Below are 24,920 nucleotides of genomic sequence, written 5' to 3'. Positions count from 1 at the left end.
GATGCAAAGTCGTCATTTGAAAAAGGAGAGTGCTGTGTCGCGTAGACGCGTCGTAGTCACCGGTATGGGTATGTTGTCGCCACTGGGCACGGATGTGCCGAGCAGTTGGCAGGGCATTCTGGCTGGCCGCAGTGGCATTGGTCTGATCGAACACACCGACCTTTCTGCCTATTCCACCCGTTTTGGCGGCTCGGTAAAGGGCTTCAATGTCGAGGAATACCTGTCGCTCAAGGAAGCTCGCAAGCTTGACCTGTTCATTCAGTACGGTCTGGCCGCAGGTTTTCAAGCGGTGCGTAACTCCGGTCTGGAAGTCACCGACGCCAACCGTGAGCGCATCGGCGTGGCCATAGGTTCGGGTATTGGCGGATTGACCAATATCGAAGAAACCAGCCGCACCCTGCATGATTCCGGCCCACGACGGATTTCTCCGTTTTTCGTGCCTGGCTCGATCATCAATATGATTTCCGGTTTTCTGTCCATCCACTTGGGTGTACAGGGACCTAACTACGCCATCGCCACCGCGTGTACCACCGGTACGCACTGCATTGGCATGGCGGCGCGCAACATCATGTACGACGAAGCCGACGTGATGATTGCCGGCGGTGCCGAGATGGCCGCGTGCGGCCTCGGCATGGGCGGCTTCGGTGCCTCCCGCGCACTGTCGACCCGTAACGACGAGCCAACCCGCGCCAGCCGTCCCTGGGACAAGGGCCGTGATGGCTTTGTGTTGTCCGATGGTTCCGGCGCACTGGTTCTTGAAGAGCTGGAGCACGCCAAGGCTCGCGGCGCGACCATCTACGCGGAGCTGATCGGCTTCGGCACCAGTGGCGACGCCTACCACATGACGTCGCCGCCCGCCGATGGCGCCGGTGCTGCACGCTGCATCACCAATGCCCTGCGCGATGCGAAGATCAATGGTGATCAGGTTCAGTACGTCAACGCCCACGGCACTTCGACGTCGGCCGGCGATCTTGCGGAAGCCTGTGCAATCAAGTCGGTATTCGGTGATCACGCTTACAAACTGGCGGTCAGTTCGACCAAATCCATGACCGGCCACCTGTTAGGTGCGGCGGGCGCGGTCGAAGCGATCTTCAGTGTGCTGGCGATCAACAGCCAGGTGGCGCCACCGACCATTAACCTCGATGAGCCGGACGAAGGCTGCGATCTCGATTTCGTGCCGCACACTGCGCGCAACATGGATATCGATGTGGTGCTGTCCAACTCCTTCGGTTTTGGTGGCACCAACGGCTCGCTGGTGTTCCGTCGGTTCGCTGACTGATGGACAGCTGGGTCGACGGTCAGCCGGCTGACGCTTTGTCGCTGAAAGATCGCGGCCTGGCTTATGGCGACGGTCTGTTCGAGACCATTGCCGTGCGTGGCGGGCAGCCGCTATTGCTGGACCGGCATCTGTCGCGTCTGGCAGATGGCTGCTCGCGGCTGGCTATCACTGCCGATCACGAGTTGATCCGCAGTGAACTGCAGGCCTATGCCGTTGCGTTGGGTGAGGGTGTGCTCAAGCTCATCGTCACGCGCGGCGACAGCCTGCGCGGTTACGCGCCCGATCCCTCGGCGCAAGCGCGCCGCATTCTGCAGGGCAATCCTCCTGCCGCTTATCCTGTTATTCACGCGGAGCAGGGCGTTCGTCTGTTTCCGTGTGCGACACGACTTTCCAGGCAACCACTACTGGCCGGCCTCAAGCACCTCAATCGGCTTGAGCAAGTGATTGCCCGTTCCGAATGGCAAGACACCGAGCACGCCGAAGGCTTGATGCTCGATCAGGCCGGGCGCGTGATCGAAGGTGTGTTCAGTAATCTGTTCCTGGTGCGCGATGGTGTGTTGATCACCGCCGATCTCAAACGCTGCGGTGTGGCGGGCGTGATGCGTGCTGAATTATTGTTCCAAGCCGAGTCCTTGGGGATTGCCACGCAAATTACCGACATCACCCTCGAACAGCTGCAATGGGCTGATGAAGTCTTTGTCTGCAACAGCGTGTATGGCGTCTGGCCTGTGCGCGCGTATGCAGCACTGAGCTGGCCGGTTGGGCCGCTCACCCGTAAACTCCAAATCATTGCCCGCGCGCTACTGGATGCTTGATACGTGAGACGTAAATTCTTGCTGCTGCTGGAAACCGGATTGGTCCTGGCGGGGCTGTGCTTGGGCGCTTCCGCCTGGAAGATCCATTCAGCGCTGGAACAGCCGCTGAACATCACCCAGGAAGAACTGCTGGATGTGCCCAAAGGCACGACACCCACCCGCACCTTCTATCGACTCGAAGCCAAAGGCGTCATCAAGGACGCTTTTTGGCTGCGTGTGTATTGGCGCTTCAATCTGAGCAGGCAGCCGTTGCACAGTGGCGAGTACCGCATGCAGCCCGGCATGACCGTCGAGAGCCTGATCGACTTGTGGAAGCGTGGGGAAATGGTTCAGTACAGCCTGACCCTGGTCGAGGGCTGGAATTTCCATCAGGTGCGCGCCGCGCTGGCCAAGGATGAAAAGCTTGAGCAAACGCTGACCGGCTTGAGCGATAGCGAAGTGATGGACAAACTGGGCCACACCGGAGTCTTTCCGGAAGGGCGATTCTTCCCGGATACCTACCGCTTCGTGCGTGGCATGACAGACGTCGATCTGCTGAAAAAAGCTTACGACCGCCTCGACGAGGTCCTTGCCAAGGAATGGGATCAGCGCGCCGCTGATGCGCCGTACACTGAACCGTATCAAGCGTTGATCATGGCGTCGCTGGTGGAAAAGGAAACCGGTGTGCCACAAGAGCGCGGACAAATCGCTGGTGTCTTTGTGCGGCGCATGGCGATTGGCATGTTGCTGCAGACCGATCCGACGGTGATCTATGGCCTCGGTGACCGCTACAGTGGCAAGTTGACCCGTGCTCACCTCAAGGAAGCGACGCCTTACAACACCTACATGATTTCTGGTTTGCCACCGACGCCGATTGCTATGGTCGGCCGTGAAGCCATTCATGCGGCGCTGAATCCGGTCGCCGGCAACAGCCTCTACTTTGTCGCTCGCGGTGATGGCAGCCACGTGTTCTCCGATGATCTGGAGGCACACAATAATGCCGTGCGTGAGTTCCAGCTCAAGCGTCGCGCCGATTACCGTTCCAGTCCGGCGCCTGCGACTGCGCCAGAGGCGCCGGGCGCTCAGGAAACTCAGGAAGCTCAGGAATCGATTCCTGCGGCTTCGCCTGACATTGCGCCCGAAGAACTGCCACCTGTAGTGCCGAAAGAACCCGTGCCTGCACCTGCACCTGCGCCCGTGCCCGAACCGGATGCGGCAGCGCCGCAAAGCCCGCAATGACTCTGACTAAGGACTGCCTGTGACTGGCTTGTTTATTACCCTGGAAGGCCCGGAAGGCGCAGGCAAGAGCACCAACCGCGAGTACCTGGCCGAGCGCCTGCGCGCCGCCGGTATCGAGGTGGTGCTGACCCGCGAGCCGGGTGGTACACCGTTGGCCGAGCGGATCCGCGAGGTGCTGTTGGCGCCGGTCGACGAAGTCATGAATCCGGACACGGAGTTGCTATTGGTGTTTGCCGCGCGAGCCCAGCATCTGGCCGAGGTGATTCGCCCGGCACTGGCACGTGGCGCGGTGGTGTTGTGTGATCGTTTTACCGATTCGACTTATGCCTATCAGGGCGGCGGCCGCGGTTTGTCGCTGGAGCGCATCGCGGCGCTGGAAACATTCGTCCAGGGCGATCTGCGCCCGGGCCTGACGTTGATCTTTGACCTGCCGGTGGAAGTGGGGCTGGCCCGGGCGAGTGCTCGCGGACGGCTGGACCGCTTCGAACTCGAAGGACGAACCTTTTTCGATGCCGTGCGTAGTGCCTTCCTCAAGCGCGCTGAAGCGGATCCTGCGCGTTATGTCCTGGTCGACGCCGCCCAATCGCTGGCGCAGGTTCAGCAGTCTCTGGATGCCTTGCTGCCGCGTCTGCTGGAGTTGACTCGTGGCTGAAGCCTATCCGTGGCAGGACAGCCTCTGGCAGCAGTTGGCGGGCCGCAAGCAACATGCTCATGCCTATCTGCTGCACGGCCCGGCCGGGATTGGCAAGCGAGCGTTGGCCGAGCGACTGATGGCCAGTTTGCTGTGCCAGCGTCCGACCGCTCAGGACGCCTGCGGCGAATGCAAATCCTGTCTGTTGCTGAAGGCCGGCAGTCATCCCGATAATTACATTCTGGAACCGGAAGAGGCCGATAAGGCGATCAAGGTCGATCAGGTTCGCGATCTGGTCAGCTTTGTGGTCCAGACCTCGCAAATGGGCGGCCGTAAAGTGGTGCTGATCGAGCCGGTCGAGTCGATGAACATCAACGCCGCCAACGCCTTGCTCAAAAGCCTTGAAGAGCCTTCCGGCGATACTGTTTTGCTGTTGGTCAGCCACCAGACCAGTCGACTGTTGCCGACCATCAAGAGCCGTTGCGTGCAGCAGGCTTGCCCACTGCCCAGCGAGGCCATGAGTCTTGCGTGGTTGGCAAAGGCTTTGCCGGACTGTTCGGAAGAAGAGCGCATCGAATTGTTGACCCTGGCTGCCGGTTCGCCACTGGCTGCGGTCAATTTGCAGGCCCAGGGTGTGCGCGAACAGCGTGCGCTGGTGGTCGATGGCGTGAAGAAGTTGCTCAAGCAGCAGCAATCGCCGACTCAATTGGCTGAAGGCTGGAATGCGATTCCGTTGTTGCTGTTGTTCGACTGGTTCTGCGACTGGTCGAGCCTGATCCTGCGCTATCAGCTGACTCAGGATGAAGAAGGGTTGGGGCTGGCGGACATGCGCAAGGTGATTCAATACCTGGCGCAGAAAACCAGTCAGGACAAAGTTCTGGCTATTCAGGACTGGATCCTCGCCCAGCGCCAGAAAGTCATGAGCAAGGCCAACCTGAATCGGGTGCTGTTGCTGGAGGCGCTGTTGGTGCAGTGGGCGGGATTACCTACCCAGAAGTGACCGCCTGGGCTTAGACTCTGAGCGTCAGCAGTGGAGTTCAGCATGAATGAAGTCGTCAATCCGGGGCCGCGTCACGGCAGTTCAACGAAGGCGACAACAGCGCGCAGTCGAATCGAAACCCATCTGGCCGGAGCCATGAAGTCCGACCGTCCCACTCATACGATGTAAGTTGCAGCCCTTTTATGCTCGTAGATTCCCATTGTCACCTCGATCGCCTCGATCTCGCCGCCCACGACGGTTCCCTGGACGCCGCTCTTGATGCGGCGCGCCAGCGCGGGGTAGGTCACTTTCTGTGCATCGGTGTCAGCGTCGATAATGCCGCCGACGTCAAAGCCCTGGCCGAACGTTACGACGACGTCGACTGCTCGGTTGGCGTGCATCCACTGGATGTGCAACCGGGTGCCGCGCCGGCACTGGATTGGCTGTTGCAGGAGCTCAATCATCCGCGGGTGGTGGCGATTGGTGAAACCGGCCTGGATTATCACTACGAGCCGCAAGCGGCGGAGTTGCAGCAGGCCTCGTTTCGCCTGCACCTGCAAGCGGCGCAGCAGACAGGCAAGCCGGTGATCATCCACACCCGTGGCGCCCGCGCCGACACATTGAGCCTCCTGCGCGAAGCTGCGCTGCCGCAGGCGGGTGTGCTGCATTGCTTCACTGAAGACTGGGAAATGGCCAAGGCTGCGCTGGATATGGGGTATTACATTTCCCTGTCGGGGATTGTCACTTTTCGCAATGCCGATGCTCTGCGCGATGTCGCCAGCAAAGTGCCCGCTGATCGCCTGTTGGTGGAGACCGATTCGCCCTACCTTGCACCGATCCCGCATCGCGGAAAGCCGAACCTGCCACAGTACGTACGCGACGTAGCGGAATTTCTGGCAATGTTGCGAGGTGAGTCCTACGAGCGATTTGCCGAGCAGACGACTGAAAATTTTAAGCGGCTGTTCCCGTTGGCGCATGTGAAAGGTTAAATCGCAGGCAAAAAAAACCCGGGTTCTGGGGGGTGAATCCGGGTTAAGACCATTAGGAGTAAAACAATGGTACGCCGTCCGTTGGTACCAATATCGGCGTAACACTTGGGGGAGATGTCCCGCCGACAGTTCAAGTATTGATCAGTATTGCGCCGAGTCCAGTTTACCGGCCCCGATTTTTAAACAATTTTGGAATACGACCGCTTCGGAAGCGTTCTCATCGATTGAGAACTCTGTCGGAATTCATCACGAAACACATATATGGTCGGATGATCCGTGCATTTTTGCGCAAGTTAGGCATAATACGCGGCTTCGAATTTTGACCCCTACAGACCTTTTCTTATGCATAAAGAACCTCGTAAGGTCCGTGAGTTTCGTCGCCGCGAGCAAGAAATTCTCGATACCGCGCTCAAGCTGTTCCTCGACCAAGGTGAAGACAGTGTCACCGTCGAGATGATTGCTGATGCCGTCGGGATCGGCAAAGGCACAATCTACAAGCACTTCAAATCCAAGGCGGAGATCTACCTGCGCCTGATGCTCGATTACGAGAGCGATCTGAATGAGCTGTTGCATTCGGCCGATGTCGACAAGGACAAGGAAGCGCTGTCCCGGGCCTACTTCGAATTCCGCATGCGCGACCCGCAACGCTATCGGTTGTTCGATCGCCTGGAAGAAAAGGTGGTCAAGGGCAACCAGGTGCCGGAGATGGTCGAGGAATTGCACAAGATTCGCGCCTCTAACTTCGAACGCCTGACCCTGCTGATCAAGGGTCGCATCAGTGAAGGCAAGCTCGAAGACGTGCCGCCTTACTTTCATTACTGCGCATCCTGGGCGCTGGTGCATGGCGCCGTCGCGCTGTATCACTCGCCGTTCTGGAGCAATGTGCTGGAAGATCAGGAAGGCTTCTTCCAGTTCCTGATGGATATCGGTGTGCGCATGGGCAACAAGCGCAAGCGCGATACCGACACCCCGAGCAGCTGAGTCATTCAGTTGCCTGATTGCACAATGTTTTCGCTATATGACGCGGGACCGCAGGAATATACTCAGGCTTAGGACTTGCTAAAACTTGATTTGTGAGTCAAGTTTTGCGGGTTCGAATTTCCCATTGCCGGAGTGATCCATGATCGTTGACCGTCAAGGCAGGCGTTTTCGCAATTTGCGAATCAGTCTGACCTCAGCCTGCAATTACGCTTGCACCTACTGTGTGCCCAACGGCAAGCGACTGGTGGCTGCGCAGGATGAGTTGTCGGCCGAAGCCATGGCGCGCGGTGTGGCGTATTTGATCGAAGCCGCCGGCATTGAGCGCCTGCGTATTACGGGTGGCGAGCCGCTGGTCAGCCCCAAGCTCGAAGCCTTTATGACCGCCGTCGGGCAGATGGGTCTGCAGGACATCAGCCTGACCACCAATGGTCAGTTGCTGGCGAAAAAACTGCCCCTGCTCCTGAATGCCGGCATTCGTCGCATCAATGTTTCCCTCGATACCCTGGATGCCAGCGCGTTCCGTAGCATTGCTCGCGGCGGTGACTTGGCAACCGTGCTCGACGGCATGGACCAGGCCAGCGCTGCGGGGTTGAAGATCAAGGTCAACATGGTCCCGTTGCGCGGACAGAACCTCGATCAGGTGATGCCGCTGCTCGATTACTGTCTGGAGCGTGGCTACGAGCTTCGTTTCATCGAGTTGATGCGCATGGGCCATCTGGCCAGCGACTCCAATGCCTTTCTCCAGCAATTCGTCAGCCTTCAGCAATTGCTAAGCCTGATTGGCGAGCGCCATGAGTACCTTCAAGCCGATGCGCCGGTAGACGCGACGGCCGTGCGCTACGAGATTCCGGGCCAAGGCCATTTCGGCGTGATCGCCAACGAGAGCGTGCCGTTCTGCCGAACCTGTTCGCGGCTGCGTCTGTCGTCCACGGGCTGGCTGCATGGCTGCCTGTCATCGAGCAACCGTCACTATGTCGGCGATCTGTTGGACAAACCTCGTCATCAGGCGCTGCCGGCCTTGCAACGACTTCTGGTGAAAGCCTTGGGCGACAAGCAGGAAGTGGCGTTCTCTGGTGGCGCAACCATCATGAAGATCATTGGCGGCTAAACCGGCCTCATCGCGAGCAGGCTCGCTCCCACAAGGTTGGCGCAAAACCTGTGGGAGCGAGCCTGCTCGCGAAAGCGTTCTATAGTGTGCTGATGTTTCCTGAGCTGGCGCGGAAGCTGCATTCCTTGGCCATTCGCCGGTTTTCCGTCACCGGCCTCTGGAGGGTAGGATGCGTAGCCTGGTTTTGCTGCTGGCCATTTTGGCGCTTGGTGGCTGCATGAATGTCAGCGATATGGCTGAAGAAACTCGCTACCAGATGAGCGACGTAGGGCTGCTGGATCACAGCGACAGTCGCCGCATAAACAATCTTCGTATCCAGCCGGACTCGTTCGTCTACATCGCCCAGGGTGCTTTCGTTCCGCCGGGCAGTGTCATCTATCCGCGACCTAACGTGATCGCTGAAGTCGCCTTCGAAGGCTTTGTCGAATATTTTCCGATGGTGCGTCGCGCCCGAGTGCCGGAAGGTCTCGACCAGGCCATGGCTGAAGCCCGTGCCGCCGGTGCCCATTATCTGTTGTATACCCGTTTCGCCAAGTCCGACGATCGTATCGGTACCTTTGACGAATGGATGGATCAGGAGGCCGTGGACCGTTTCGGGATCGACAGCGGCGTGATTCAGATCAGTTTGATCGAGACCAACACCCAGTATTTGATTGATACTGCGCGTATCAAGGGTCGTGGCGGTTTACTGACGTTCTACAACACCAAGCCCGAAGACCTTATGGGCCCGCCGCTGGCGCAGTACGCACGCAGCCTGCTGGGGCTCAGCGACCAATAACTCAAAGGAGAACAACATGAGCGGTCCGGAAAAAGCCATCGACTTGTTGGGGCAAATCCCCAAAACCAAAGGCTTGCCGCCGGTCCACTTGTGGAACCCTGACTTCTGCGGCGATATCGACATGCGCATCGCCCGCGATGGCACCTGGTACTACCTGGGGACGCCAATCGGACGCAAGCCGATGGTCAAGCTGTTCTCCACCATCATTCGCCGCGACGGCGATGATTACTTCCTGATCACTCCGGTCGAGAAAGTCGGTATCAAGGTCGACGATGCGCCCTTTGTCGCGATTGCAGTGGACGTTGAAGGCGAGGGTGAAGCTCAACGCTTGTGCTTTACCACTAATGTTGACGAGACAGCTGAAGCAGGCGTCGAACACCCCATTCGCGTGGTGATCGATCCAGTGACGCAAGAACCTGCACCTTATGTGCATGTGCGCACCAACCTCGAAGCCCTTATTCATCGCAACGTGTTCTATCAGCTGGTGGAGCTGGCCGTGACCCGTGAAATCGACGGGCAAAGCTGGCTTGGCGTGTGGAGCAGTGGCGAATTTTTCCCCATCGGTCTTGAGCCGTAATTGATCACAAATCTAATGTAGGAGCGAGCCTGCTCGCGTAGGCGATGTGACAGACAATATTGATGTTGAATGTTATGGCCTCTTCGCGAGCAGGCTCGCTCTCACAGGAGGGGGCTTTGATCCCGCCCCTTCGGTCACATCCCTTAAATACCCCTTGCTCGCCCCATCCCGTTTCGGTTATCACGTTGTACATGATTAGACAGGTACGATTTGACAAGAAACAACGGGTGGTCGACGAGCTCATCCGGCGCATCGAAAGCGGCCTCATGGAGGATGGCTTTCTGTTGCCGGGCGAGCATCAATTGGCTCAAGAATTCAAAGTCAGCCGAGGCACGCTACGTGAAGCCCTGGCCGAACTGAAACGGCGTCACTACATCGCGACCCAAAGTGGTGTCGGCTCCATCGTCACGTTCGACGGCGTGGTGCTCGATCAGCGCAACGGTTGGGCTCAGGCGCTGGCCGACACTGGGGCGCTGATCAATACCGAAGTGCTGCGGCTGGAGGCGGTCACCCGTCCTGACCTGCTGTCGCGTTGTGGCACGGATCAGTTCATCACCCTTGACCGTCGCCGCCGCTCCAACGACGGCACGCTGGTCTCTCTCGAACGCTCGTTGATGCCCGCCACCGGAGGTCTGGAAAGCCTGCCGCGTGTCGGTCTGATCGACAATTCCCTGACCATTACCCTGGCCGCCTACGGCTACATCGGTGAGCGCGGCGATCAATGGATCGGCGCAGAACCCTTGAACGCCGAAGACGCCGAGTTGCTCGGTCGCCCGGTCGGCACGGTATTTCTCAAAGCCTTGCGCACCACCTACGACCGAAAAAACCGCTTCATGGAGCAGGTCGAAAGCTTGCTCGACCCTGTGCACTTCCGACTGCACCTGCAATTTGGCACTTCACAATGACGGCGCTCAATCGTGCCCTCGGCGCGTTCTACGGACTGGCGCTGGGGGATGCGCTGGGCATGCCGACGCAATCGCTGAGTCGCGCCGAAATCAAGGCGCGCTTCGGTGAGATCAGCGGTCTGGAAGATGCCGGCCCGGACCAACCCATTGCGGCCAACATGCCCAAAGGCTCGATCACCGACGACACCGAACAGGCGATTCTGGTCGCACAGTTACTGATCGACGGCCAGGGCCGGATCGAGCCGGCAGTACTCGCCCAACGGCTGATCGAATGGGAAGCCGGGATGCAGGCCAAGGGCTCGCAAGACTTGCTCGGCCCTTCGACCAAGCGCGCGATCGAGCTGATTCTCGCCGGTCATTCGCCGGAAGAAGCGGGACGCTACGGCACCACCAATGGTGCGGCAATGCGCATCACGCCGGTCGGGATAGCGACGGATATCGCCCATCCTGAACGCTTCATCAACGCCGTGGTGCAGGCCTGCCAGGTCACTCACAACACCACGCTGGGTATATCCAGTGCGGCGGCGGTGGCGGCGGTGGTCTCGGCCGGCATCAACGGTATGGACCTGGGCGAGGCGTTGAACCTCGGTCAGCAAATCGCTCAGCAAGCTGAAAACCATGGACACTGGGTCGCGGGTGGACGCATCGCCTCGCGCATCAGTTGGGCGCGGTCCGTTAGCGTCGACAGCGACAAGGCATTGCTGGCGGACCTGATGTATGACGTTATCGGCACGTCGGTGGCCTCCCAGGAATCGGTCGTCGTCTCGTTTGCTTTGGCCCAACAAGTGGCCATCGGCGAAATGAACGCCTTCGAAGCGCTGTGCATGGCTGCGGGTTTAGGTGGCGACACTGACACCATCGCGGCGATTCTCGGCGCTATGCTCGGGGCCTGCCTGGGTCTGGAGAGCTGGCCGGTGGCGATGATCGACAAGGTCAAACTCGTTAACGGTCTGGAACTGGAGCCGTTGGTACAAGGGCTTTTAGCGTTGCGTTGACAGCACTGGCGCCTTCGCGAGCAGGCTCGCTCCCACAAGGTCCGGTACATGCTGTTCCTGTGGGAGCGAGCGTGCTCGCGAATGGCGCGCCGCGTACTTGAATTTTTCACCCGCAAAGGAAAACACAGGTCAACTTCCGCCCTTGCCCACAACCACAAAAATGGCAACAGGAGCATCACATGAATTCATCGACCGCCGGGCAATTGGAAACCCGTGGCATCGAACCGGTGCCGGAGGCCGAGTGCAGCGGTCATCCACTGCAACTGTTCTGGGTCTGGTTCGCGGCCAACATTTCCATCCTCGGCCTGCCGCTGGGCGCCACGCTGGTTGCGTTTCGCGGCTTGGCAATCTGGCAGGCGATCATCGTCGCGATACTTGGCGCTGCCGGCTCTTTCGCAGTGGTCGGGATCATCTCCATCGCCGGTCGTCGTGGTCGCGCGCCGAGCCTGACCCTGTCGCGAGCGATCTTCGGCGTTCGCGGTAATATCGCGCCAACCCTGGTCTCGCTGATGTCGCGTCTGGGTTGGGAAACCGTCAACACCACCACCGCAGCGTTCGTATTGCTGTCGCTGTGCTCGATCCTGTTTGGCTCGCCGGTGGAAGCCAAAAGCGCACCGGTATTGACCCTGATCTTCATCGCAATTTTCGTGTTACTGACCTTGTCGGTGTCCGGCCTCGGGCATGCGACGTTACTGGTCATCCAGAAGTGGGCCACTTACGTGTTCGGCGCACTGAACCTTCTGGTCGGCGGTTTTCTCTGCGCCACCATCGACTGGAGTGCGGTGTTCAACGCCACGCCCGCACCGTTGAGCGCCATGATCATCGGCGTCGGCACGATGGCAGCTGGCACCGGGATTGGCTGGGCCAACGCCGGTGCGGACATGTCACGTTATCAGCACCGCAGCGTCAAAGCAGCGCGCCTGGTGGCGTCGGCGGCATTCGGGGCGGGAATTCCACTGGTGTTGCTGATCACCCTCGGCGGATTGCTGTCGGTGGGTAATAACGACCTGGCCTCCGCCACCGACCCGATCATCGCGATCCGCGACATGCTCCCGACCTGGATGGCCGTGCCGTACCTGATCACCGCCTTCGGTGGATTGCTGCTGTCGAACAACCTGTCGGTGTACTCCGCCGGATTGACCACGTTGACCCTGGGTCTGAAGGTCAAGCGCGTTTACGCGGTGGTGGTTGATATCGTCGCCATCTTTGCCGGTTCGATTTACTTCATGCTGATCGCCGACAGTTTCTATGGTCCGTTCATTACCTTCATTTCCTTGCTGGCAGTACCGATCACGGCGTGGGTCGGGATCTTCGTCGTGGACTTGATTCACCGTCATTACTTCAGCCCCACGGATCTGCTGGACGTCAGCCCGAGCAGTGCTTATTGGTATCACGGTGGCATTGAGTGGCGCGCATTGGGGGCGTGGGCAGTGGCGATCGTGTTGGGCTTCAGTTTCACCACCATCGGCACCACTGAACAAACCGTCTGGTTCCGCGGGTTCCTGTCCGACTCCTGGCTGGGGCATAACGGCCTCGGCTGGATCGTGACGTTCCTGGTGGCCGGTGGGATTTATTGTGTACTCGGCGGCGCCAAGGATCGTCGCTGCGCATTGGTCGAGAGCGCTCATGCCTAAGATGCTGCACACCGGCCAGGTCATGATCGACCTGGTCATGGCCGTGGATAAACTGCCTCAGCCGGGCGGCGATGTGCTGGCGCAGTCCGCCAGTTTTGAAGCCGGCGGCGGCTTCAATGTAATGGCTGCCGCCCGGCGTAATGGGTTGCCGGTGGTTTACCTCGGTCGTCATGGCTCCGGTCGTTTCGGTGATCTGGCGCGCGAGGCCATGAAGGCTGAAGGCATTCGGATCGGCATCGCTCACCGTGCTGAGCGGGATACGGGCGTGTGCGTGGCAGTGACCGATGCATCGGCTGAACGCACCTTTATTTCCTGCATCGGCGCCGAAGGCGAGTTGACTGCCGAGGATTTGGCGAGTGTGCCACCCGAGGCGGGCGACTACGTTTACGTCAGCGGTTACAGCCTGCTGCATGGCGGCAAGGCTCAGGCGCTGGTGGAGTGGGTAATCGGTTTGCCGAAGGCAATCAACGTGGTGTTCGATCCAGGTCCATTGGTCGATTCGCCGGATGCACCGTTGATCCAGGCATTGGCGCGGCGCATTGATCTGTGGACCAGCAACAGTGTTGAGGCGCTACGTTTCACCGGGGCGTTGAACATTGCCCAGGCATTGGATCGATTGACCGAGTATCTACCCGCCGACGTATTGATGGTGGTTCGCGACGGCCCGCAAGGGTGTTGGATCAACCAGCGTGGTGACCGTCAGCAGGTGCCCGGTTTCAAGGTTGAGGCAGTAGACAGCAACGGCGCGGGGGATGCGCATTCCGGGGTGTTTGTGGCCGGGCTGGCGCAAGGGTTGTCGGCGCTTGAAGCGGCACGGCGGGCAAATGCGGCGGCGGCACTCGCGGTCACTCGATGGGGGCCGGCGACTTCGCCTGGGGTTGCTGAGGTGGATGCGTTGGTCAGCAAGACGTTCGGCGCCTGAACGACCGCTATCGCGAGCAAGCTCGCTCCCACAGTTGATCTATGTTGGTCGCGGTATCGGCTGCTGGTATAGATCCAATGTGGGAGCGAGCTTGCTCGCGATGAGGTCCTCAAACTCACCATCATTTAGGCCGCTAACCCGCCTTGCGCAACGCCTCGATCAACGCCTGCTTACGCATCCCCGACCGCCCCGGAATGTTCTTCGCCCGTGCTTCTTTCCTCAAGCTGTCCACGGTTTGCATATCGCGCGAAGCCTTGCTGTTACGGGAGTGACCTTCACGGCTGGCCACCGCACGCCGCGATGACTCCTTGCGATCTTCAGATTTGGCGCTCGCCGGTTTCTTGCGCCCGGAACCCCCCCTGCGTTCTCCGCCCCCCGACTGTTTGTTCACGGTCGCCCAGGCGCGTGCTTCTGCTTCATCCTTCGAGACACCTTTGTGCTCGTAGCTTTCTTCGATGTGCTCGGCTTTGCGCTTCTGCTCGGCGGTGTATTTGTCTTTGCTTCCACGAGGCATGGGATTTCTCCTACATTCGGGATGTTTTGCTTTTCAGGTTCTACAGGTTCAGCTTGCGTGCTGCCTCAACACCCGCAGCACTGAGTTTGATCGGCATATGCAGCGAGTGCTCGCCGTCCTTGTTGCAGATCACATGGCCATGCTGAATCAACCCACGATCCTGCAGCGTGGCGAGGGTGCTGGCCACGACTTTCTCCCCCCGGTAATTGTCCAGGACCTCCTTGCCCAGGCCACTCGGGTGGGCGTGCAGCAGGCGGGTCAGGACTTCTTTCTCAAGGTTTTTATCGACGTTCATGGTTACCTCTTCATGGATGTGGACAGGTTTGGCGTACAGCTCGCGTCGGCGGATTACTGGCTGATACCGCCTTCGGAACCCGAACCATTGGTGGTGGTTTTCGAGCCGATGGCGGGGCCTGCGTTATCGGGCGTCTGGGTGTCCGGCACGTCCATGCCGCCTTGACGGCCCATGTCGTTGCCCTGGAGACGAGGATCAGTGCCGGTCGACGGCGGCAGGCTGGTGTCGATGCCCGCACCGTCAGTGTTCATGCCCGGTGCGCTCTGGATGGCGGGCGCTTTCGGTTTTTCGACCGGGTCGGTCGGGCCCGTGCCGGAGGCCATGGTAGTGGCGAAGGCGGTAGAGGACAGCAAGGTGGCGAGAGCGAGGGCGGTCAACCTGGACGTGATCATGGTGTCGTCTCCATTTAATAGAGTCCCTACCTGATATTGGTCCGCCCCCGATCTGGATTGGTACCTGATGAACGACGAACGGTCTAGGCCTGCTGCAACGCATTGGTACTGGCGACCCGGCGCCAGATCAGCCGGCCCACGGTGATCAGCCAGTTCAGCAGGGCGACCACCAGTACCGTGAGCAGTAACGTCGCCATTCCCCGTTCGACGATGATTTTTCCGGCCAGCAATGGAAAGCCAAACACGCCGATAAAGTAGGACAGGCTGAACAGCAGCAAGGATTGCGAGGTGGTGCCGTGCGGTGCTTCATTGGCCGCGAGGCCGTTGATCACTGAATAGGTCAGCCCGTATCCGACGCCGAGCATCATCGCCGCCAGTACGTAGCTCAAGCCGCCGTCGACGACGAAACCGAACAGCACAATCGACCCCATCATCAGTCCTGACAGCAGACAGGACGCACGCAGCGGATCGCGCTTGACCACGAACCCGGCGATCAACAGCCGGCTGCTGATCGCTGCGCCCATGAAGCCGAAAAAGAATAATGAGTAGTCGAGCGAGCGAGTCGCCGCGTAACTGGTTTGAAAGCTAGACAGGCCACCGAATACGCACCCGCCGAGGCCGACCATGATGATGGGAAGTACCGCTCTGGAGGACAGCACCTGTGCGGTTGCGCGCCAGGAAATTCGTGCGACTACGGCGGTGGGCGAGGGCGCTTTTTTTAGCTGCGCATCCAGTCGCCAAAACAGCAAAACGCCGATCAGGCTCGCCAGCGCTGCGAGGTAAAACGCTGCCGTCACCGGATAGCCGAAGGCACTGGCCGCGCGGCCGAGCAATGGTCCGCTGCCGATCCCGGTCATCATGCTGCCCGACAGTAGCGCGAAGTATTTGGCGCGTTGAGCGGGCGTTACCAGGCTCGCCACAATGATCGGCCCCAGAGTGTAGAACACGCCCCAACCCAGCCCGAGCAGCAGTCCGAAAAACAGCAGCACAGGGCCGAATCCCGGTGTCAGTGCAAAGCCCAGGCTGGCGGCCACCAGCAGCACGCCAAACACGGCAATCGAGCGCGCTGCGCCGAGCCAATCGGACAAGTGCCCGGAGATAATCACCGCCGCAAACGTACTGAGCATCGCGGCCGAAATCACGCTGCCGGCATCGTGTTCGTTGCCCCCGTGCGAGCCGATCAACAGCGACAGCAAAAACGTCGAGCCATAGGACAGTGACAGCAAATAACTGGCGAGACAGAACAGGCCGAATAACCTGCTGGAGACTTGCGGTGGTGCGGTAGACATGACGCAGTTCCTTGACCCGATAACGGTGAGTGTCATCTATCTATCATGCAAGGCGCCGATGTTAGGTCTGAGGTTATCGATTTCAGGGTTAGTGGTGGGCGGAGTAATGCGCTCAAAACATTTGTGGCAGCATCTTGTAGCAGCTGGCGAAGCCTGCGTCCGGCTGCGTGTAGGAGCGAGCTTGCTCGCGATGGTCGTTCAGCCACAGAAAATGTGTTGGATGTTCCATCTTCGCGAGCAAGCTCGCTCCTACACGCAGCCGGACGCAGGCTTCGCCAGCTGCTACACATGCTCCATAATTTCCCATGTGACGAGCGCCGTCTTAGTATGGCGTTTTCAACTTTTGACGAAGGCACGTCCATGACCATCCAGATCCGCCCGGCGACCCCCAGCGATGCACCGCAAATCCTCGCGTTCATCACTGAACTGGCCGATTACGAACGTGCCCGCCACGAAGTCATTGCCAGCGTCGCCGACATCGAGCGCAGCCTGTTCAGCGAAGGCGCCACTGCCCACGGCCTGATCTGCCTGCGCGATGGCCTGCCGATCGGTTTTGCGGTGTTCTTCTTCAGCTATTCCACCTGGCTGGGCAGTAACTGCCTGTACCTCGAAGACCTTTACATTACCCCCGAACAGCGCGGCGGCGGCGCCGGTAAAACCTTGCTGCGCCACCTGGCAAAAATCGCCTGCGCCAATGATTGCGGACGCTTTGAGTGGAGCGTGCTGGACTGGAACAAGCCGGCGATCGATTTCTATAAATCCCTCGGCGCGCAGCCTCAGGAAGAATGGGTTCGGTATCGGATGGATGGAGCAGTGTTAAGGGAGTTTGCTGCGGGTAATTGAACCCTTAAAAGATCGCAGCCTTCGGCAGCTCCTACATGGGATCGCGCACACGAACCTGTAGGAGCTGTCGAAGGCTGCGATCTTTTTTTGACTTAATCCCAATATATGGGAGTTGTATTTATATATTGAGATTTGTCGTCTTCCGGGTTTATAGTCCAGCTCACTCACTGCCCATCAACAAAACAGGTGAAGCGATGCTGGCGCAATTGATCGCGCTCGATTGGGGGACAACCTCATTACGTGCTTACAAACTGGCCGCGGGTGGCCAGGTACTCGAACAGCGTTCGCTGTCGTCGGGGATCATGCAGTTGCCGCGTACGCCGCGAATCATCGCCGGTGGGGAATGCGCTGACGGTTTTGAACTGGCGTTCGATGAGGCCTGCGGTGACTGGCTCGACGCACAACCGGATTTGCCGGTGATTGCCTGTGGCATGGTCGGCAGCGCGCAGGGCTGGCGCGAAGCGCCTTACCGAGACACGCCGGCGAACGTCGCTAACCTCGGAACGTCCTTACAAACCGTTCGCAGTCTGCGCGGGGTCGATGTGCATATCGTGCCGGGTGTGATTCAGCGTTCGCGTCTGCCGAATGTGATGCGTGGCGAAGAAACCCAGGTACTGGGCGTGCTGCAGAATCTGCCGTACGGGGCGAGCGCTGATCTGTTGATCGGGCTGCCGGGCAGTCATTCGAAATGGGTGGAAGTGGCCGATGGCTGCATCGTGCATTTCGATACGTTCATGACCGGCGAAGTGTTCGCCGTGCTCAGTGAACACAGCATTCTGGGGCGTACCCAACAGCGCGGAGCTTCGTTTGATGGCACAGCGTTTGATCGTGGCGTGCAGGTGGCGTTGTCCGCGGACGGCGAGATCGGTCCGCTGTCGACGCTGTTCAGTGCCCGCAGTTTGGGGCTGACCGGCGAACTGAGTGCCACGGCTCAAGTGGATTATCTGTCCGGTCTACTGATCGGTCATGAGCTGTCGGCGCTGGCCAGTGTTTTGAGGCATCGGCGCAACAGCGTTCATCTGCCTTCGATCATCCTCATCGGTAACTCCCAACTCTGCGCCCGCTACAGCCGGGCCCTCGATGCCTGCGGCTTTGCTCGGGTGACGCTCGCCGAACAAGCCACCGAACACGGGTTATGGCAGTTGGCTGTCGCCGCCGGACTGATCACACAAACCCCATCCCGTTAACCCTGACTGGAGGTCTGACATGCTCAAGCAAGCACTGGCGCAAAACGGTCTGATCGCGATCCTGCGCGGCCTGCGCCCGCAAGAAGCGGCCGCCATTGGCGACGTCCTTTACGCCGCCGGATTTCGCGTCATCGAAGTGCCGCTCAATTCCCCTGAGCCGTACGAAAGTATCCGCATCCTGCGCAGTACCTTGCCCGCCGATTGCCTGATCGGCGCGGGCACGGTGTTGACGCCGGAACAGGTCGAGCAGGTGAAAGTGGCGGGTGGGCAGGTGATTGTCATGCCGCATAGCGATGCCAAGGTGTTGCGCGCCGCGAAGGCAGCAGGGTTGTTCCTGTCACCTGGTGTTGCGACGCCGACCGAGGCGTTCGCCGCGTTGGCCGAAGGCGCGGATGTGCTGAAGCTGTTTCCCGCCGAGCAGATGGGGCCGGCCGTTGTGAAAGCCTGGCTCGCGGTGTTGCCGACAGGAACCGTGCTGGTGCCTGTCGGCGGGATCACGCCGGACAACATGCAGGTGTTTATCGATGCGGGTGTCAAAGGTTTCGGCCTGGGTTCCGGGTTGTTCAAACCGGGCATGACTGCGCAAGACGTGGCCGTGAACGCCAAGGCGTATGTCGCTGCATGGAAGGCTCTGCGTTAAGAATTTTGGCGCCGAGCGCGCTGCCCCTAATAAGAGAGACAAAGATGAAAATTACCCAATTGACCACCTTCATCGTTCCGCCACGCTGGTGCTTCCTCAAGATTGAAACCGACGAGGGCGTGACCGGTTGGGGCGAGCCCGTGGTCGAAGGCGCGCCCACACCGTGGCGGCTGCCGTCGAAGAATTGTCCGACTACCTGATCGGCAAAGACCCACGCAACATCGAAGACATCTGGACCGACCTCGGGATTGTTCTGAGCAAACGCAAGCTGTGGGGTATTTACCTCGGCCAGTTTTGCCTCAATTCGACGCTATGGTTTTTTCTGACATGGTTCCCGACCTACCTGGTGAAATATCGCGGGATGGACTTCATCAAGTCCGGTTTGCTGGCCTCGCTGCCATTTCTCGCGGCCTTCGTCGGGGTGCTCTGTTCCGGGTTCTTTTCAGACCTCTTGATCCGTCGCGGTTAAACGGTGGGTTTTGCCCGCAAGTTGCCGATCATTGGCGGCTTGCTGATTTCCACCTCGATCATCGGCGCCAACTTCGTCGAGTCGACACCGTTGGTGATTGCGTTCCTCGCGTTGGCGTTCTTCGGCAACGGACTGGCCTCGATTACCTGGTCGCTGGTTTCAACGCTGGCCCCGGAACGGTTGCTCGGATTGACCGGCGGGGTATTCAATTTCATCGGCAATCTGTCGGCCATTACCACACCGATCGTTATCGGTTTCCTGGCCACCGGTGATTCGTTTGCACCCGCCATCACCTACATCGCGGCACTGGCGTTGATGGGTGCACTTTCCTACGTGCTGTTGGTCGGGAAGGTCGAGCGTGTCAAGTTGTAGTCGCAGCGGTCGGGCGACCATAATGCCGCCCGTTCACTCGCTCAACGGTAAAGGCTGGATATGCAGGAAAACGCCCCAAAAAACGCCAAGGACGCCGCGCCGACCGGTACCCAGACACTGCTTCGTGGTTTGGGTGTGGTTCAGGCCGTGGCCAGTGGCGCCCGCGATCTCAAGGAAATCGCCCGGCTGATTGGCACGACGCGCAGCACCACGCATCGTCTGGCCAGTTGCCTGGTGGACGAGCGTTATCTGCGTGTAGTGCCGCAAGTCGGTTATTTGTTGGGGCCGAAGCTGATCGAACTGGGTTTCCAGGCGCGCGAAGAGTTGCCGCTGGTGACCCTTGCCGGGCCCTACCTGGATGAGTTGTCGGCATTGACCGGCGATACCATTCATCTGGCGATCCGTGAAGGCGACGAAGTGCTGTACCTGCACAAGAATCCGGGGCGCAATGGCCCGGAAATGCGTTCGCGGGTCGGTCATCGCATGCCGTTGGCGCGCACCGGGATCGGCAAGGCATTGATGCTCGATGACACGTCGCAGGAGTGGCAGCGGTTGTACGAAGTCAGCCTGCCAGCGGGTGGGAAAAATCTATTCTGGCCGCAGCACCCGGAGCAGTCCTGGGAGCAGTTCCAGCAGCGCATGCTCGAGTACGTGGCGGGTGGTTACGCCTTCGATCTGGAAGATAACGAACCGTCGATCCGCTGTGTGGCGGCGCCCATTCGTGATGCCAGCAAGCGCATCGTTGCCGGCATCAGCATCGCCAGCACCGTGCCTTATATGCCACTGGAAAAAATGGCCGAGCTGATTCCCCTGATCAAAGGGGTAACAGCCCGGCTCTCGGCGGAACTTGGCTTGAAGGTATAAGCCGCGAAGGTTTAGATCTTCAGCATAACCCTGGCGCCGAATGCGCTGCCTGACACACCCTTGATCCCCTGTAGGAGCGAGCTTGCTCGCGATGGAGTGTCAGTCGACATCAACGTTGAATGACACACCATCGCGAGCAAGCTCGCTCCTACAGGAGGGGGCGGTGCGGCATAAATAGCAGGCAACAAAAAGGCCCCCATTTCGGGAGCCTTGATGTTCAGGCGTTCGACTTACATGTTCGGGTAAGTCGGCCCGCCAGAACCTTCCGGGGTCACCCAGGTGATGTTCTGCGCAGGGTCCTTGATGTCGCAGGTCTTGCAGTGAACGCAGTTCTGGGCGTTGATCTGGAAGCGCTTCTCGCCGTCTTCCTTGGTCACCACTTCGTACACGCCGGCCGGGCAGTAGCGCTGGGCAGGCTCATCGTACATCGGCAGGTTTTTGCTGATCGGGATGCTTGGGTCGGTCAGCTTCAGGTGGCACGGTTGTTCTTCTTCGTGGTTAGTCCCCGAGATGAATACCGAGCTCAGTTTATCGAAGCTGAGCTTGCCGTCCGGTTTCGGGTAATCGATCTTCTTGCAGTCGGCCGCGAGCTTGAGGCAAGCGTAATCCGGCTTGGTATCGTGCAAGGTAAACGGCAGTTTGCCGCCGAAGATGTTCTGGTCGAGCCAGTTGAAACCGCCACCGACGATAGCGCCGAATTTGTGGATCGCCGGGCCGAAGTTGCGGCTGGCGAACAGTTCGTCGTAGAGCCAGCTCTTCTTGAACGCGTCGACGTAGGTGGTCAGCTCTTGCGTGCTGTCCAGGTCGGCGAACAGTGCATCAGCCACCGATTCAGCGGCGAGCATGCCGGACTTCATCGCGGTGTGGCTGCCTTTGATCTTGGCGAAGTTCAGGGTGCCGAGGTCGCAACCGATCAGCGCGCCGCCCTTGAAGACCATTTTCGGCAGCGAGTTCAGGCCGCCCTTGCTGATGGCGCGGGCGCCGTAGCTGATGCGCTTGCCACCTTCCAGGTACTGCTTGAGTACCGGGTGATGCTTGAGGCGCTGGAACTCGTCGAACGGCGACAGGTAAGTGTTGCTGTAGGACAGGTCGACGATCAGACCCACTACCACCTGGTTGTTTTCCAGGTGATAGAGGAAGGAGCCACCGGTGTTCTCGGTGCCCATGATGTCCAGCGGCCAACCGGCGGTGTGTACCACCAGGCCTGGTTGATGCTTGGCCGGGTCGACTTCCCAAATTTCTTTGAGGCCGATACCGTAGTGCTGGGCGTCAGCCTCGCTGTCGAGGTTGAAGCGCTTGATCAGCTGCTTGCCGATGTGGCCGCGGCAACCTTCGGCGAACAGCGTATATTTGCCACGCAGTTCCATGCCCGGGGTGTACAGGCCTTCTTTCGGATGGCCTTCGCGGTCCACACCCAGGTCGCCGGTGATGATCCCGCGAACTACGCCGTTCTCGTCGAACAACGCTTCCTGTGCGGCGAAGCCAGGGTAGATTTCTACACCCAGGTTCTCGGCCTGCTGGGCCAGCCAGCGGCACAGGTTGCCCAGGGAGATGATGTAGTTGCCTTCGTTGTGCATGGTCTTGGGCACAAAGAGGTCAGGGATTTTCTGCGCGCTGTCGGCGTTCTTGAGCACGAAGATGTCATCGCGGGTGACTGGCGTGTTCAACGGCGCGCCGAGTTCTTTCCAGTCCGGGAACAATTCGTTCAGGGCGCGTGGTTCGAACACGGCACCGGACAGGATGTGAGCACCGACTTCGGAGCCTTTTTCGACCACGCAGACGCTGATTTCCTTACCGGCTTCGGCGGCCTTCTGCTTCAATCGGCAGGCAGCGGAAAGACCAGCGGGGCCGGCACCGACGATGACGACGTCGAATTCCATGTATTCGCGTTCCACAGGTTATCTCCTACTCAAGGCTCAACAGTTTTTTTTCTAATTGGAGGTTTGATGTCGCATCCATGAACCCCTGCGCGAGCGGGGGGGAGGACAATCGATGAACCACCTTTCTCTTTGGGTGGCGCATTATATCTACACCACTCTCAGCGTCCAATACAAACGTTTGTTTGAATCGGCTCCAGGCCAGATAAATCAAAGTCACGCGGCTTACGAACGGCCATTTTGCCGTATTGACCGGAATAGGCGTTCCGGTCAAGATACGGTCGGTTTTGCGCTCGCCGTAGGCTGACTATAGGTTTCAAGAGCACCTCTAAAGACAGGGCGATGGCAGTACCCGGTAATGCGTTGCGATCTTTGGCCTCGCAGTTTACACGCCGCGATAATGAATGCCCCGTCAGTCATCGCTGACGAACGGTCATCACTGTCGTGAGCACGTTCACCGGATCCTGTGCCAGCGTTTTTAGAGGTGCCCTTGCGCCGATGAGCATCATCCGCCAGGTTCGCCTAGGCGACTTTCTTTTCACCGGAGAGTAACGAGGAATCCATGAAGGTTCTTGTAGCTGTCAAACGCGTTGTGGATTACAACGTCAAGGTTCGCGTCAAGGCGGACAATTCCGGCGTCGACCTCGCCAACGTCAAGATGTCGATGAACCCGTTCTGCGAAATCGCAGTGGAAGAAGCCGTGCGCCTGAAAGAGAAAGGCGTTGCGACTGAAATCGTCGTCGTCTCCGTCGGCCCGTCTACCGCTCAAGAGCAACTGCGCACCGCGCTGGCTCTGGGTGCTGACCGCGCCATCCTCGTCGAATCCGCCGAAGACCTGACTTCCCTGGCCGTTGCCAAACTGTTGAAAGCGGTTGTCGACAAGGAACAGCCTCAGCTGGTGATCCTTGGCAAACAAGCCATCGACAGCGACAACAACCAGACCGGCCAGATGCTCGCTGCATTGAGCGGCTACGGTCAGGGCACGTTCGCTTCGAAAGTCGAAATCAGCGGCGACAGCGTTGCCGTGACTCGCGAAGTCGACGGCGGCGCGCAGACAGTTTCCCTGAAACTGCCGGCCATCGTCACCACCGACCTGCGTTTGAACGAGCCGCGCTATGCGTCCCTGCCAAACATCATGAAAGCCAAGAAGAAGCCTCTCGAAGTGCTGACTCCGGACGCTTTGGGCGTTTCCACCGCCTCTACCAACAAGACCGTCAAAGTCGAAGCGCCTGCGGCACGCAGCGCGGGTATCAAGGTCAAGTCGGTGGCTGAACTGGTCGAGAAACTGAAAAACGAAGCGAAGGTAATCTAAATGACTATCTTGGTTATTGCTGAACACGACAACAAAGTAGTGGCCCCGGCCACACTGAACACTGTTGCGGCTGCCGCCAAAATCGGTGGTGACATCCACGTTCTGGTTGCAGGCCAGGGCGTTGGCGCCGTGGCTGAAGCCGCTGCGAAAATCGCTGGCGTGGCTAAAGTGCTGGTGGCTGACAACGCCGCCTACGCTCACCAACTGCCAGAAAACGTCGCGCCGCTGGTTGCAGAGTTGGGCAAGGGCTACAGCCACATCCTGGCTGCCGCTACTTCCAACGGCAAAAACATCCTGCCGCGCGTGGCCGCTGCACTGGACGTTGACCAGATCTCCGAGATCATCTCGGTGGAAAGCGCTGACACCTTCAAGCGTCCGATTTATGCCGGTAACGCCATCGCTACCGTGCAATCGAACGCTTCCGTGAAAGTGATCACCGTGCGTGCGACCGGTTTCGACCCGGTGGCTGCTGAAGGTGGTTCGGCTGCCGTTGAAGCTGTTGCTGCTGCTCACAACGCAGGTACTTCGAGCTTTGTCGGCGAAGAGCTGGCCAAGTCCGATCGTCCGGAGTTGACCGCTGCCAAGATCGTCGTTTCCGGCGGCCGCGGCATGCAGAACGGCGACAACTTCAAACACCTGTACGCCCTGGCCGACAAGCTGGGCGCTGCCGTCGGTGCTTCCCGCGCCGCCGTCGACGCCGGTTTCGTACCCAACGACATGCAGGTCGGTCAGACCGGCAAGATCGTTGCGCCACAGCTGTACATCGCCGTCGGTATCTCCGGCGCGATCCAGCACCTGGCCGGCATGAAAGACTCCAAAGTGATCGTAGCGATCAACAAGGACGAAGAAGCGCCGATCTTCCAGGTGGCCGATTACGGCTTGGTAGCGGACCTGTTCGAAGCCATCCCTGAGTTCGAGAAGCTGGTCTAATCCAGCGGCCTGACTTATAAAGAGCCCGACCTTTTGGTCGGGCTTTTTTTTGTTCTTCTTTTGTAGGCGCGAGCTCGCTCGCGATGATCTTCAGTGCGCCACATTTATCCAGAGTGCGCGTCATC

At 59.3% G+C, this 24,920-nt stretch carries 25 protein-coding genes and 2 pseudogenes; 22 read left to right on the top strand and 5 right to left on the bottom strand.

Going from position 1 to position 24,920, the window contains the following annotated elements; genetic code table 11:
* Nucleotides 1–34 precede the first annotated feature (34 nt).
* From fabF to AC1MDT_RS14735, 15 genes and pseudogenes are all read left to right on the top strand, one after another.
* The gene (gene fabF / locus AC1MDT_RS14805; RefSeq protein WP_480417870.1) at nucleotides 35–1,279 is read left to right on the top strand and encodes a beta-ketoacyl-ACP synthase II; all 1,245 of its coding nucleotides are present in this window, start codon (nucleotides 35–37) and stop codon (nucleotides 1,277–1,279) included.
* A complete protein-coding gene (gene pabC / locus AC1MDT_RS14800) occupies nucleotides 1,279–2,094 on the top strand; it encodes an aminodeoxychorismate lyase (RefSeq protein ID WP_480417869.1) in 816 nt (271 codons plus the stop codon). The genes fabF and pabC overlap by 1 nt, the downstream gene beginning before the upstream one ends.
* A gap of 3 nt (nucleotides 2,095–2,097) precedes the next feature.
* Nucleotides 2,098–3,312 (top strand): endolytic transglycosylase MltG, encoded by a 1,215-nt coding sequence (mltG, locus tag AC1MDT_RS14795; protein WP_480417868.1) that lies wholly within the window; start codon nucleotides 2,098–2,100, stop codon nucleotides 3,310–3,312.
* A gap of 19 nt (nucleotides 3,313–3,331) precedes the next feature.
* Nucleotides 3,332–3,964, top strand: a complete 633-nt coding sequence (tmk, locus tag AC1MDT_RS14790) for a dTMP kinase (RefSeq protein ID WP_480417867.1) — start codon at nucleotides 3,332–3,334, stop codon at nucleotides 3,962–3,964.
* Nucleotides 3,957–4,943, top strand: coding sequence for a DNA polymerase III subunit delta' (locus AC1MDT_RS14785; protein WP_480417866.1), 987 nt, complete (start codon nucleotides 3,957–3,959; stop codon nucleotides 4,941–4,943). The genes tmk and AC1MDT_RS14785 overlap by 8 nt, the downstream gene beginning before the upstream one ends.
* A gap of 77 nt (nucleotides 4,944–5,020) precedes the next feature.
* Nucleotides 5,021–5,111 (top strand): annotated as a pseudogene (locus AC1MDT_RS14780) (PilZ domain-containing protein); the annotation flags it as partial.
* 14 nt (nucleotides 5,112–5,125) lie between these two features.
* A complete protein-coding gene (locus tag AC1MDT_RS14775; protein ID WP_480417865.1) occupies nucleotides 5,126–5,911 on the top strand; it encodes a TatD family hydrolase in 786 nt (261 codons plus the stop codon).
* 342 nt (nucleotides 5,912–6,253) lie between these two features.
* Nucleotides 6,254–6,892, top strand: coding sequence for a TetR/AcrR family transcriptional regulator (locus tag AC1MDT_RS14770; protein WP_480417864.1), 639 nt, complete (start codon nucleotides 6,254–6,256; stop codon nucleotides 6,890–6,892).
* 139 nt (nucleotides 6,893–7,031) lie between these two features.
* On the top strand, nucleotides 7,032–8,000 hold the full coding sequence (locus tag AC1MDT_RS14765) for a GTP 3',8-cyclase MoaA (protein ID WP_480417863.1): 969 nt from the start codon (nucleotides 7,032–7,034) through the stop codon (nucleotides 7,998–8,000).
* A 169-nt stretch (nucleotides 8,001–8,169) separates the two neighbouring features.
* Nucleotides 8,170–8,778, top strand: coding sequence for a DUF4823 domain-containing protein (locus tag AC1MDT_RS14760; RefSeq protein WP_480417862.1), 609 nt, complete (start codon nucleotides 8,170–8,172; stop codon nucleotides 8,776–8,778).
* Between the two features lie 16 nt (nucleotides 8,779–8,794).
* Entirely contained in the window at nucleotides 8,795–9,355 is a 561-nt protein-coding gene (locus tag AC1MDT_RS14755; protein ID WP_480417861.1) for a DUF1285 domain-containing protein, read from the top strand.
* A 191-nt stretch (nucleotides 9,356–9,546) separates the two neighbouring features.
* Nucleotides 9,547–10,260, top strand: coding sequence for a GntR family transcriptional regulator (locus AC1MDT_RS14750; RefSeq protein ID WP_480417860.1), 714 nt, complete (start codon nucleotides 9,547–9,549; stop codon nucleotides 10,258–10,260).
* Nucleotides 10,257–11,255, top strand: coding sequence for an ADP-ribosylglycohydrolase family protein (locus AC1MDT_RS14745; RefSeq protein WP_480417859.1), 999 nt, complete (start codon nucleotides 10,257–10,259; stop codon nucleotides 11,253–11,255). The genes AC1MDT_RS14750 and AC1MDT_RS14745 overlap by 4 nt, the downstream gene beginning before the upstream one ends.
* Nucleotides 11,256–11,434: 179 nt before the next feature.
* Entirely contained in the window at nucleotides 11,435–12,889 is a 1,455-nt protein-coding gene (locus tag AC1MDT_RS14740) for a purine-cytosine permease family protein (RefSeq protein WP_480417858.1), read from the top strand.
* The gene (locus AC1MDT_RS14735) at nucleotides 12,882–13,811 is read left to right on the top strand and encodes a PfkB family carbohydrate kinase (protein ID WP_480417857.1); all 930 of its coding nucleotides are present in this window, start codon (nucleotides 12,882–12,884) and stop codon (nucleotides 13,809–13,811) included. The genes AC1MDT_RS14740 and AC1MDT_RS14735 overlap by 8 nt, the downstream gene beginning before the upstream one ends.
* 133 nt (nucleotides 13,812–13,944) lie before the next feature.
* Here AC1MDT_RS14735 and AC1MDT_RS14730 read toward each other — a convergent pair whose 3' ends face one another.
* The 4 genes from AC1MDT_RS14730 to AC1MDT_RS14715 all read right to left on the bottom strand — a co-directional run bounded on the left by AC1MDT_RS14730 (nucleotide 13,945) and on the right by AC1MDT_RS14715 (nucleotide 16,301).
* Nucleotides 13,945–14,325, bottom strand: a complete 381-nt coding sequence (locus AC1MDT_RS14730; protein WP_480417856.1) for a Rho termination factor N-terminal domain-containing protein — start codon at nucleotides 14,323–14,325, stop codon at nucleotides 13,945–13,947.
* A gap of 40 nt (nucleotides 14,326–14,365) precedes the next feature.
* Nucleotides 14,366–14,620 (bottom strand): hypothetical protein, encoded by a 255-nt coding sequence (locus AC1MDT_RS14725; protein ID WP_480417855.1) that lies wholly within the window; start codon nucleotides 14,618–14,620, stop codon nucleotides 14,366–14,368.
* A 53-nt stretch (nucleotides 14,621–14,673) separates the two neighbouring features.
* Entirely contained in the window at nucleotides 14,674–15,012 is a 339-nt protein-coding gene (locus AC1MDT_RS14720; protein ID WP_480417854.1) for a hypothetical protein, read from the bottom strand.
* A gap of 83 nt (nucleotides 15,013–15,095) precedes the next feature.
* Nucleotides 15,096–16,301 carry an MFS transporter gene (locus AC1MDT_RS14715; RefSeq protein ID WP_480417853.1) on the bottom strand — a complete coding sequence of 402 codons (1,206 nt, stop codon included), beginning with the start codon at nucleotides 16,299–16,301 and terminating at the stop codon, nucleotides 15,096–15,098.
* A gap of 360 nt (nucleotides 16,302–16,661) precedes the next feature.
* Between AC1MDT_RS14715 and AC1MDT_RS14710 the strand changes: the two genes are divergently transcribed.
* The 5 genes and pseudogenes from AC1MDT_RS14710 to AC1MDT_RS14690 all read left to right on the top strand — a co-directional run bounded on the left by AC1MDT_RS14710 (nucleotide 16,662) and on the right by AC1MDT_RS14690 (nucleotide 20,676).
* The gene (locus AC1MDT_RS14710) at nucleotides 16,662–17,144 is read left to right on the top strand and encodes an N-acetyltransferase family protein (protein WP_480422794.1); all 483 of its coding nucleotides are present in this window, start codon (nucleotides 16,662–16,664) and stop codon (nucleotides 17,142–17,144) included.
* 194 nt (nucleotides 17,145–17,338) lie between these two features.
* Nucleotides 17,339–18,331, top strand: a complete 993-nt coding sequence (locus AC1MDT_RS14705; RefSeq protein WP_480417852.1) for a 2-dehydro-3-deoxygalactonokinase — start codon at nucleotides 17,339–17,341, stop codon at nucleotides 18,329–18,331.
* Between the two features lie 19 nt (nucleotides 18,332–18,350).
* Nucleotides 18,351–18,971, top strand: coding sequence for a 2-dehydro-3-deoxy-6-phosphogalactonate aldolase (locus tag AC1MDT_RS14700; RefSeq protein ID WP_480417851.1), 621 nt, complete (start codon nucleotides 18,351–18,353; stop codon nucleotides 18,969–18,971).
* Nucleotides 18,972–19,015: 44 nt separating this feature from the next.
* Nucleotides 19,016–19,812, top strand: a pseudogene (locus AC1MDT_RS14695) (MFS transporter).
* A gap of 60 nt (nucleotides 19,813–19,872) precedes the next feature.
* Nucleotides 19,873–20,676 carry an IclR family transcriptional regulator gene (locus AC1MDT_RS14690; protein WP_480417850.1) on the top strand — a complete coding sequence of 268 codons (804 nt, stop codon included), beginning with the start codon at nucleotides 19,873–19,875 and terminating at the stop codon, nucleotides 20,674–20,676.
* Nucleotides 20,677–20,906: 230 nt separating this feature from the next.
* Here the strand turns inward: AC1MDT_RS14690 and AC1MDT_RS14685 are convergent, their stop codons facing one another.
* The gene (locus AC1MDT_RS14685; RefSeq protein ID WP_480417849.1) at nucleotides 20,907–22,571 is read right to left on the bottom strand and encodes an electron transfer flavoprotein-ubiquinone oxidoreductase; all 1,665 of its coding nucleotides are present in this window, start codon (nucleotides 22,569–22,571) and stop codon (nucleotides 20,907–20,909) included.
* A 544-nt stretch (nucleotides 22,572–23,115) separates the two neighbouring features.
* On the opposite strand from AC1MDT_RS14685, the gene AC1MDT_RS14680 reads away from it, so the two are divergent.
* Nucleotides 23,116–23,865, top strand: coding sequence for an electron transfer flavoprotein subunit beta/FixA family protein (locus AC1MDT_RS14680; protein WP_007945693.1), 750 nt, complete (start codon nucleotides 23,116–23,118; stop codon nucleotides 23,863–23,865).
* On the top strand, nucleotides 23,866–24,795 hold the full coding sequence (locus AC1MDT_RS14675; RefSeq protein WP_480417848.1) for an electron transfer flavoprotein subunit alpha/FixB family protein: 930 nt from the start codon (nucleotides 23,866–23,868) through the stop codon (nucleotides 24,793–24,795).
* Nucleotides 24,796–24,920 lie beyond the last annotated feature (125 nt).

It is taken from the genome of Pseudomonas sp. ASL7, from assembly GCF_056680375.1.
The sequence above is the reverse complement of the archived record's forward strand: the minus strand, read 5'-3'. Positions and strand labels throughout refer to the sequence as shown.